The following is a 10,654-nucleotide window of genomic DNA, read 5'->3' as shown; positions in this document are numbered from 1 at the left end:
CGGCGCATATTTTTCGTGATCGCCCATACGATGGCGCGGAACACACGGCCTCCGTCGAGTGGATAACCGGGGATCAGATTAAACAACACGACGACCAGGTTGATATAGGCCAGATACTTGGCCAGACCTAAGAGGGGTTCCATGCCTGACACCACCGGCTGCACCACGTAGAAGCAGCCTGCCAGAGCCAGGCTCACAAGGGGGCCCGCAATCGCGACGAGAAGCTCGGCGATCGCGCTGGGTGGTTCCGCTCCGATTTGAGCGACACCTCCGAAAAGAAACAGCGTGATGCTGCGTACCGGAATATGGTATCGCAGGGCTACCACGGAGTGCCCCAACTCATGGAGTAATATGCTCACAAAAAAGATAATGGCCGTTACGGCACCCATGAGCCAATAGAGCGGCGGCGGCCAGTCCTTGAACTCGGTAGGATAGTAATTTCCCGCCAGCATCCAAGTGAGCAGCGCAACGATCACAAACCAGGAGTAATCCACACCAATCGAAATCCCCAGAATCTTGCCTAACGGAATGTTATGTCGGGTCATGCGCGTGTTCCCTGCTTGGTGCGCCTTCCGACCGATTCCATGGGAAGCGCCCAACTATGTCCTTGTTGGGCAAGCAGCCCTTGCCCAGCTTCTGGTCCCCAGGTACCGGCGGCGTAATTCGGGAAATCACCAGGCGGTGCAGCCGCCCACACATCGAGCACCGGCATCAGCAACCGCCACGCTGCCTCGACTTGATCGGCGCGCATGAATAACGTGGCGTCGTTCTTCATCACGTCCCAGAGCAAGGTCTCATAAGCGTCGGGCGACCGCGCGGCGAACGTATCCTGATAATTGAACTGCATCTCCACCGTGCGTAGACTCATTTTTGGCCCCGGGTGCTTTGCCTGAAAGCGCAGTACGATGCCTTCGTCAGGGTGGATCGACATAACCAGGCGGGCCGGTTGCCAGTCGAGGGTGGCCTCAGGCGGAAACGCCTGATGCGGCACTGCGCGAAATTGGATGGCCACTTCCGACACCTGTCGTGTGAGGCGTTTGCCTGTGCGGAGATAAAATGGGACGTCCTGCCAGCGCCAGTTGTCGAGGAACAACTTCAGCGCCACAAACGTCTCCGTTTGGGAATCGGGGGACACGTCGTCTTCTTCACGATACCCGCACACGCTCTTGCCGCCGATCCAGCCTTTGCCGTACTGCCCGCGCACCACGTACTGATGGACCGCGTCATGATGAATCGGACGAACCGCGTGGAGCACATCCACTTTCTTGTTGCGAATCTCGTCGGCATCGAAGGACACCATCGGTTCCATTGCTACCAAACACAACAGTTGCATAAGGTGATTTTGCACCATGTCGCGTAGCGCGCCCGCCCGATCGTAATAGCCGCCGCGATGCACGACACCCACCTCTTCGGCGACGGTGATGGTCACGCAGTCCACGTAACGGCGATTCCATATGGGCTCGAAGAGTGGATTGGCAAAGCGAAACGCCAGAATGTTTTGCACGGTCTCCTTGCCCAGATAATGATCGATCCGGAAGATCTGGGATTCCGCGAAGCTGTCTGCGAGGATGCCGTTCAACTTGCGGGCGGATTCCAGGTCATAGCCGATCGGTTTCTCGACCACAATCCGCGCCCATTCCCGGTCACGCGCCAACCCGGCCTTGCCGAGATATTTCGGGATTTCGCCGAACATGCTCGGCGGTGTGGCCATGTAGAAGATGCGATGGACCTTGGCGCCCCATTGCTTTTCCAGCTTGGCGCATTGTTCGCCCAGAGTTCTATAAGTTTGAAGATTCTTAAAATCGCCCTGCTGGTAGCGGATATGCCCGGCAAACTCGCCCCATTCGCCGGTTTTCGCCATTCCTTGGCGCGAAAATTTCTTGACGCCGTCGTGGAGACGCCGACGCAGCTTTTCGTCGCTCAAGTCAACGCGATCCACGGCGATGACCGAAAAATCAGCAGGCATGCTTCGGTCCTGGGAGAGGTCAAACAAGGCCGGCACAAGCTTTCGCCAGGTCAAGTCACCGGCGCCGCCAAAAATGACGAACACCGTCGGCTCGGGTTGGTCATTGGTTTTCATAATTCTTACTCCTTCTCCCATTTCGTGTGAAGCGTGCTCTTGGCATTGGTCCGCTCACTTGCGTGACAAGTATGGAGCAAGCTGCACATTCGGCAGATCACGCCTGGTGTGGAACGACGCGCAGATATCTTCCAGCACGCAGCGCGGATAATGCAGCCACTTCGCCAGTTTCATGCCGTTGTTGCAGTTGAGCAGTTCTCATCGCATTGGCTCCAATAAGATCAGCGCTGCCATAGGATGTGAACGGCTTCCAGAGGAACCGCAACGCCGGAGCAATGTGGTATCACTCGCGCCGTGTAATCCTCCACCCTACGGTCCGCAGACACAGCCGCGGTGTACACGTAGCCGCCCGACGCGCCGGGCAATTGCCGAACGCACGTCATCTCCTGTCGGATCGGACTGCTGCCATTGATTCCTTCGGCATATAGCTCGACTCGCACGACGTTCGGATCGAGTTCATTGAGATACACCTCTGCTTCAAAGATGTGCTGGGCCACATTTGTCTGTGCCTTTACGTCGCCGAAGCTCAGCGTACCCCATATTTCTTTCAGGGTATGTTCCCAATTGACTATCTTCCTGCCCACTGCGCCTTTACCGGCAGCGCGCGTACAGTAGGCGGCTGCAGCCGGGAGGTAATGTTGCTCGGTGTATTCGCACACTGTGCGGTTGGCGGAGAAGCGCGGTGTCAAGCGCGTCATGCTTTCCCGCATCCGCTTGACCCATGCGATGGGAATGCCGCTCTCGTTTCGGGTATAAAACTCCGGGATCACCTCCCGCTCGAGCAGGTCGTAGAGCCCGTCGGCTTCGACAGCGTCCCAAGCGGGATCGTCGCCATGCTCTTGGCCGTCCCCCAACGCCCACCCCACTTCAGGCGTGTAGGCTTCCGCCCACCAGCCGTCCAACTCCGACAAATTGATGCCGCCATTCACGAGCACCTTCATGCCGCTCGTTCCGCTTGCCTCCCAGGGTCGCCGTGGCGTGTTGATCCAGACGTCTACCCCCTGCACCAGGTGCTCCGTTAACAGCATGTCGTAGTCGCTCAGAAAGACGATGTGGGGTCGGGTCTCTGGCTGGCGGATGAACTGTATCCATTCATGGATCAAGGCCTGCCCCGCCCGGTCCTCTGGGTGGGCCTTACCAGCGATGATGAGTTGCACCGGGCGCTCAGGATTGGTCAAAAGGCGCAGCAAACGCGCCGGATTGTGCAGCAGCAGGTTCGGCCTCTTGTAGGTCGCGAAGCGGCGCGCAAAGCCCAGCGTCAATGCGTGAGGATCGAATAGATGTTTCGCCCCCTCAACCGCCTCGGCCGATGCGCCGGAGGCAGCCAGTTGTCTGGACAATCGCTCGCGAGCGTATTCAACAAGAGACCTGCTGGCGGCGGTACGAAATTGCCAAAGGCAGGCGTCTGAGACGCAGCGAATGTCCTGCTCCAGCGTTTCCGTCGTCCCCAGCCAGCGGTCCTTTCCACAGGCGTCCGTCCACAGATCATCGGCCGGGGCCGAGTCCCAGGTCGGCATGTGGACTCCGTTGGTCACATGTCCGACGGGCACATCGTCCGTCGGCCAATGGGGAAAAAGGGGCGCAAAGAGCTGCCGGCTGACTTTCCCATGCAAGCGACTCACCCCATTCACCGCCCCGCTCCCCCGGATTGCCAGATAGGCCATGTTGAAGCTTTCCGATGAGTCGTTCGGGTTCTGGCGGCCAAGGGCCAGCAAATCGTAGAGTGTTATATCGAGCTTCTGCTTGGCATACCCACCGAGGTATTGCTCGATGAGGGCCGGGGCGAAACGGTCAAAACCTGCGGCGACTGCCGTGTGGGTCGTGAAGAGGTTCCCTGCTCGCGTGACGGCCAGCGCGACTTCGAAGGGCTGCGCGGTCTCTTGCATGAAACTGCAGGCGCGTTCCAACACGGCAAAGGCCGCATGCCCTTCATTCAGATGACAGACTTCCGGCTGGATACCAAGCGCGCCAAGCAGTCGCCATCCGCCGATCCCCAGGAGCAGTTCTTGCTTGAGGCGCAGCTCCGGTCCGCCGCCATACAGCTCGCTGGTAATCCCTCGATGAGCGGGGAAGTTCGCCGCGTCATTGCTATCCAGCAGGTACAGTTTCACTTTGCCGATCTGGACCTGCCAGGCGCGCAGCCAGACCGAGTAACCAGGTAAGGCGATCTCCAACCGCAACCACTCGCCGTTCGCTTGGCGCAACGGCGTGATCGGCAACTGTCCGGGATCGTTGTACGGGAAGAGGGCCTGTTGCGCTCCGTCTTTGTCGATCACCTGGCGAAAATAGCCTTGCTGGTACAGCAGCCCGACGCCGACCACTGGTACGCCCAGATCGCTGGTGGCTTTGAGCTGATCGCCGGCTACATTGCCCAGCCCGCCCGAGTAGATGGGCAGCGCTTCGCTCAACATAAATTCCATGCTGAAATAGGCGACACAGGTCAGGGGGGCCTGTGGATGCTTCTGCTGAAACCACGCCGGCGCCTCCGCCGCGTGACGCTTGGCTCGCAGCAGGTCAGCAATGTTCTTGCGGAAGGCGGGATCGGCCAGCACGCGCTCGAGTTGGTCTCGCGAGACCGTCTGCAAGACAACCCAGGGGTTATGCGTGATTTCCCATAGTTCGGGATCAAGCTGCCGCCATATTTTGTCGGTAGCATGATTCCACGACCAGCGCATATCCAGGGCCAGCTCGGCAAGGGAATCGAACCCCTCGACTTCCATGGGGAGAAGGCTGTAGATTGGATGGCTGGCACGGGTGTGTTTGCTCATAGTTTCTCCTTCACATTTGCTCTGCACCGAATCGTCGAAGGCGTCAGTTAGGGTTTCCCCTCGCCACGCTACTCTTCCTTGGCTTCGCTTGCTATCCGTTGGTGAAGAATCGACGACGCGCAACCTTTGCCCCGCTCCGGCATCGCCGCCGCCAAAGCATCGCTGACAATCGTCTGCGCCTCCTCCACAATGCAGCGCAGATGTTCCGATCCCCGGAAGCTCTCCGCATAGATCTTGTAGATATTTTCGGTTCCTGACGGACGCGCAGCGAACCATCCGCTTTCGGCTATTACCTTCAAGCCGCCGATGGGAGCGCCGTTACCTGACGTGTGGGTGAGGACAGCCTGGATTTTTTCGCCAGCCAAGTCTGTGAGCCGAACCTGCTGGGGTGACAGTTTCGCCAACAGTTCCTTTTGATCCGGAGTGGCTGGCGCCTCAACGCGGTCATAGGCAGGTTCACCGAACTCACGCGTGAGATTGCGGTAAATTTCGCCGGGATCGCGGTCCATCCGAGCTGCGATCTCCGCCGAGAGCAGAGCTGGAACGATTCCGTCTTTATCCGTCGTCCAAACGGTGCCATCCAGACGAGCAAAGGAAGCCCCCGCGCTCTCCTCGCCACCGAAGCCAAGTGAACCGTCGAGCAGGCCGTCCACGAACCACTTGAATCCGACCGGTACTTCATAGAGCTTTCGCCCCAGCTTCGCGGTGACGCGATCAATCATCTGGCTGCTCACCACCGTTTTTCCGACTGCTGCTTCCTCGCGCCACTTCCGCCGATGTTGGAAGAGGTAGAAGATGGCCACGGAAAGGTAATGATTGGGCGGCAGTAATCCCGCACTTCGGGTGACAATTCCGTGTCGGTCGTGGTCGGTATCGCAGGCAAAAGCGACATCGAAGCGATCCTTCAGGCCGATTAACCTCTGCATCGCATAGGGCGAGGATGGGTCCATCCGGATCTGGCCGTCCCAATCCACAGTCATAAAACGGAAGGTCGGATCGACGGCTTCGTTCACGACCGTAAGGTTTAACCCGTAGCGCTCGGCAATCGGCCCCCAGTAGTGGACCCCTGCGCCGCCGAGCGGATCAACCCCCAGGTTGATCTTCGCGCCGCGAATGGCGTCCATATCGAGCACGTTGGCGAGATCACTAATGTAAGTATTGAGATAGTCGTGCCGGTGCGTCGTGGGGGCGCGAAGCGCTTTCTCGAAAGGAATCCTTTTCACACCCAGAAGGCCATTCTCGAGAAACTCGTTTGCCTTCGCCTCAATCCAGGCGGTGACGGCGGATTCTGCCGGCCCGCCGTTTGGGGGATTATATTTGAACCCGCCGTCATGTGGCGGATTGTGTGACGGCGTGATGACGATGCCGTCGGCGAGTCCTATCTTTCGCCCGCGGTTGTACGTGAGAATCGCGTGGGAAACGGCGGGCGTCGGGGTATATTCATCCCCCTGCGCGATCATGACTTCCACCCCATTTGCCGCCAGCACCTCAAGCGCGCTGGCAAGAGCCGATACGGAGAGCGCATGCGTGTCCATGCCGAGAAACAACGGGCCATCGATCTTCTTCTGCTCCCGGTACAGGCAAATGGCCTGACTGATGGCGAGAATATGCCATTCGTTGAAAGCCTTTTCGAAAGAGGAACCACGATGTCCTGATGTGCCGAACGCAACCCGCTGCTCCGGTATCGAAGGGTCAGGCGCCTCCGTGTAGTAAGCGGTGACAAGCTTGGATACGTTGAGGAGCATCGATGGTTCGGCGGGCCTTCCTGCAAGAGGGCTTACTTTCGGGGCCTTATCTTCCGAGCTATTCATTCGAAGTCTCCTATACCGGGTGCAGCACTGCAAATCGGAAGCTCCATCATCGCGCTGAGCCTAAGCGCGCCGCCGCAGTAGTCGGTGAAAATGGACTTGACGCGAAAGGCCTCTGAGATGCCGCCTCTCGCCCTTAAGGGCGAAACGGCCCCTTAAGGCACTTTCGCCCAAGGGGCCACAGAGACTGCGCATGGCGCTAGACGCTGGAATTGTTCGTCTGCGTCTCTTTGCCGGCTGCTACCTGTTCCGCCTTCAGTGCATCACACTACTCCAGGGGGTTCCCGCTCTCTGAAAGCGAGACCTGCCGCCCGAGCCTTCCTGTACTCAATTCACGCGGCCTGTTCGTGCACAATCGTGCATATCTCCTGCACCTGAGCGCCCGTTATCCGGAGAAAGTCCTTGGACGCAATTCGAATTACCTCGTGGTGGCTTCCCGCTGGGAAGGCGATCGTCGTCTCCTTCATCAAGTGCTGATCGCAGTACACCGGGACCCCGTAGAGGTTGCCGAAGGCAGGCATAGCCCCCGGCTCGCATCCGGTAAATATCTTTGCGAAATCGGCCTCCGGGTCCAGGCTCGCCGTACTGTCGTTCATGACATGCCGCATCCGAACGATGTCCAATCGGCACATAGCCGGCAGGACCGCCATCATCAGGCCCTGCTGCCCTTTCAGAATGACCACCTTGGCATAGGCCCGACCGGGGATGTGGGTGGCGCCGGCCACCTCCTGAGCCGTGTATACCTCCCTGTGGGGAATGATCTCGTACCGTACCTGCTGCTGATCCAACCACTCGCGAACCCGTGCTGGAATTGTCATGATCGCACCTCCTGCCCGCAGGCGATAGTCTCTTTTTCCGAGGCCTCCGCATGCCTTTACGATGGCCTACACCCGACCCGACCTTGACTGATAGCGACAGGTTTCGTTCATTGAGATCGTTGGCTCGCTCACTCCTCGATTACCCTTGCGTTCTCGCTGACGCTCTCTTAATCCGGATCTTCTTGGCGACAGGCGCCTTCCCCTTGGGAAGGATCACCGTCAGCATACCCTCTTTCACCTCTGCCTGAGCCTTCTCCGGAATGACGGTACTCGGCAACGCCATTGACCGGTAGAGTTCTCCTCGATGAAACTCGCAAAAGTGGCAGGTCCCCTCTTCCTTCCTATCTTCGTGTTGTGTGACCGCTCGCACCGTCAGGTGATTGGGTTCGACCAGCACCTTTACATCTTTAGCAGTGAGGCCGGCCAGAGCAAAGCTGGCTCGAAGCTCTCTGTCGGTCTCAATCAGCTCCGCGCAGGGCCGCCACAGAAGCTCCTTCTCAGCCTGCAACCAATACTCATCCTCGCGGCCGGCCTGCCAACCTTGATCCCTGAAAAGCTCATGGGCGCGCTCAGCCACCCGTCGCTCAATCTCCAGTAACTCGCTGAGCAGTGAACCGATATTCTTGACCGACTTGACCGGAACCTTCTGATCTGCCATCTCTCACCTCCTTGTGAACTGCTACCTGGGTCAACTGCGGGAACGTACCACCAGGCTATCACCGGACAGTCGACAACCCCATCTGCTCGACCGCCGTCGTGTGCTCAATCTCTAACACCTTCGCCGTCATCTTCATGACCGCGTCCGGATTGAGCGAGATGCTGTCGATCCCTTCCTCGACCAGGAACTGAGCGAACTCCGGATAGTCGCTTGGCGCCTGGCCGCAGATACCGATCTTTCTGCCACGCGCTCGCGCGATCGCGATCACCGACGCGATCAGCTTCTTGACGGCACGATTCCGCTCATCGAAGATCGGGGCGACCAGTTCCGAATCCCGGTCAACCCCCAGCGTCAACTGGGTCAGATCGTTTGATCCGATGGAAAAGCCGTCGAAGATCGCGGCAAACTCCTCGGCGAGCAGGACGTTGCTGGGAATCTCGCACATCACATAGACCTCAAGACCGTTCTCTCCGCGTGTGAGTCCGTGCTTCGCCATCTCCGCCAGGACCTTTTCGCCTTCCGTCACTGTACGGACGAAGGGGATCATCAGCTTAACGTTGGTCAAGCCCATTTCCTCTCTCACCTTCAACATGGCGCGGCATTCCAGGGCGAAACCCTCCCGATACCGGTCGCTGTAATAGCGGGAAGCGCCGCGAAAACCCAGCATAGGATTCTCCTCCGTCGGCTCGAACTCCTGACCGCCGATCAGGTTGGCGTACTCGTTCGTCTTGAAGTCACTGAGGCGGACGATCACATCCTTGGGGTAGAAGGCGGCCGCAATCATCCCCACCCCTTCCGCCAGCTTGTCCACGAAATACTGCGGCTTGTCGACATAGGCGCCGGTCAGCAGCTCGATCTCGGCCCTGGCCGCCTGATCGGTCAGCGTGTCATAGCGAACCAATGCCATCGGATGGATCCGGATGGCATGACCGATGATTAGCTCGACTCTCGCCAGACCGACCCCGTCGTTGGGAATGGCCGCCAGACTGAAAACCTCCTGCGGATTGGCCACGTTCAGCATGATCCTGGTCCTGGGGCGGTCGAGCTTGCCCAGATCGATCTCCCGAACGCTGAACTTGAGCCGACCGCGATATACATACCCGGCATCGCCCTCTGCGCACGAAACGGTAATCTCGTCTCCGTCGCCGATCACCTGTGTGCCCTGTGCGGTCCCAACGACTGCCGGTATCCCCAGCTCGCGACTGACAATAGCCGCATGCGAGGTCCGCCCACCGCGATTGGTCACGATCGCAGTCGCCTTCTTCATGATCGGTACCCAGTCCGGATCGGTCTTATCGGTCACCAGGACCTCGCCATCATGAAACCGCTCCATATGGCGCGGGTCCGTAATAATGCGGGCCTTTCCCTGCCCGATCATCTCTCCCACGCTCTTGCCGACCACGACCGGTACCCCGGTCTCCTCGAGTCGATAGACCCGCAATAGATCGATTCGTTTGACCGATTGCACCGTTTCCGGGCGGGCTTGCAGGATGAACAGTTCACCGCTCCGGCCATCCTTGGCCCACTCGATGTCCATCGGCGTATACTTGCCGCTCTTCCGGGTGTAATGCGCCTCGATGGCGCACCCCCAGCGGGCGAGTTGGAGGATCTCGTCGTCGTCAATAGCGAAGCGCTGACGATCCTCACGAGGAACTGGGACATTCCTGGTCTGTTTGCTTCCTCCCTCATCGTACACCAGCTTCCATTCTTTGCTCCCCAGCGTCCGCTGGAGGATCGGGCGGAAACCCTTGAGCAGCGTGGGCTTGAACACGTACATCTCATCCGGCGTTACCGAGCCCTGGACCACACTCTCGCCAAGGCCATATGAGGCATTGATGAGGATACAATCGCGGAAACCGGTTTCCGTATCGACGGTGAACATGACGCCGGCTGCCCCAAGGTCTGAACGGACCATCTTCTGCACCCCGATGGAAAGGGCCACGCTCAGATGGTCAAATCTCTTCTCTTCACGATAGGCGATCGCGCGATCGGTAAAGAGCGAGGCGAAGCACTTCCGGCAGGCCTCCAGCAGACTTGGGATCCCATGGACATTCAGATAGGTCTCCTGCTGACCGGCAAAGCTGGCATCTGGCAGATCCTCGGCGGTGGCACTGCTCCGCACTGCCACGTCGGTGTTCGGCCCATACTCCGCGCACAATCTCTCATAGGCGGCTACGATCTCGTTCTGAAGTACAAGCGACAGCGAAGCCTCGAGGATGATCGTCCGGATCGCCTCTCCACGGGCGCGTAGATTCAGGATGTCAGCCGTATTCAGCTCTTTCAGTTGCGCCCTGATCTTCGCCTCGCAACCACTCTCTCCAAGGAAGCGCCGATAGGCGGCGGCTGTAATGGCGAACCCGTAGGGAACCCGAACGCCAAGCGCCTTGAGGTGTTGATACATCTCGCCGAGCGACGCATTCTTGCCGCCTACCGTCGGGATGTCGGCGAGATCGATCGCATCAAACCAGCATACTAACGTCTCCGCCTGCATCGCCTATCCTCTCGACCAGATATCGTAGAAT

7 protein-coding genes are annotated in these 10,654 nt (G+C 58.8%); all 7 read right to left on the bottom strand.

The features are described from left to right. Positions 1-545: site-2 protease family protein (locus tag KGL31_13565; protein ID MDE2322919.1), on the bottom strand; the 545-nt coding region annotated here is incomplete at its 3' end. Further along, positions 542-2,080 carry a glucose-6-phosphate dehydrogenase gene (gene zwf / locus KGL31_13560; GenBank protein MDE2322918.1) on the bottom strand — a complete coding sequence of 513 codons (1,539 nt, stop codon included), beginning with the start codon at positions 2,078-2,080 and terminating at the stop codon, positions 542-544. The genes KGL31_13565 and zwf, both read right to left, overlap by 4 nt. Before the next feature lie 221 nt (positions 2,081-2,301). Continuing rightward, positions 2,302-4,848: an alpha-glucan family phosphorylase gene (gene glgP / locus KGL31_13555; GenBank protein ID MDE2322917.1), complete on the bottom strand. Its 2,547-nt coding sequence runs from the start codon at positions 4,846-4,848 to the stop codon at positions 2,302-2,304. 68 nt (positions 4,849-4,916) lie between these two features. Then, complete coding sequence (gene pgm / locus KGL31_13550; GenBank protein MDE2322916.1) at positions 4,917-6,659, bottom strand: phosphoglucomutase (alpha-D-glucose-1,6-bisphosphate-dependent); 1,743 nt, start codon at positions 6,657-6,659, stop codon at positions 4,917-4,919. A 329-nt stretch (positions 6,660-6,988) separates the two neighbouring features. Beyond that, complete coding sequence (locus tag KGL31_13545; protein ID MDE2322915.1) at positions 6,989-7,474, bottom strand: YbaK/EbsC family protein; 486 nt, start codon at positions 7,472-7,474, stop codon at positions 6,989-6,991. A 139-nt stretch (positions 7,475-7,613) separates the two neighbouring features. Beyond that, positions 7,614-8,132, bottom strand: coding sequence for an Hsp20 family protein (locus KGL31_13540; protein MDE2322914.1), 519 nt, complete (start codon positions 8,130-8,132; stop codon positions 7,614-7,616). A gap of 58 nt (positions 8,133-8,190) precedes the next feature. Further along, positions 8,191-10,623, bottom strand: coding sequence for a phosphoenolpyruvate synthase (ppsA, locus tag KGL31_13535; GenBank protein MDE2322913.1), 2,433 nt, complete (start codon positions 10,621-10,623; stop codon positions 8,191-8,193). Positions 10,624-10,654: the final 31 nt, after the last annotated feature.

The sequence above is a fragment of the Candidatus Methylomirabilota bacterium genome, from assembly GCA_028870115.1.
GTDB lineage: Bacteria > Methylomirabilota > Methylomirabilia > Methylomirabilales > Methylomirabilaceae > Methylomirabilis.
This window is presented reverse-complemented; position numbering and strand designations above follow the sequence as displayed.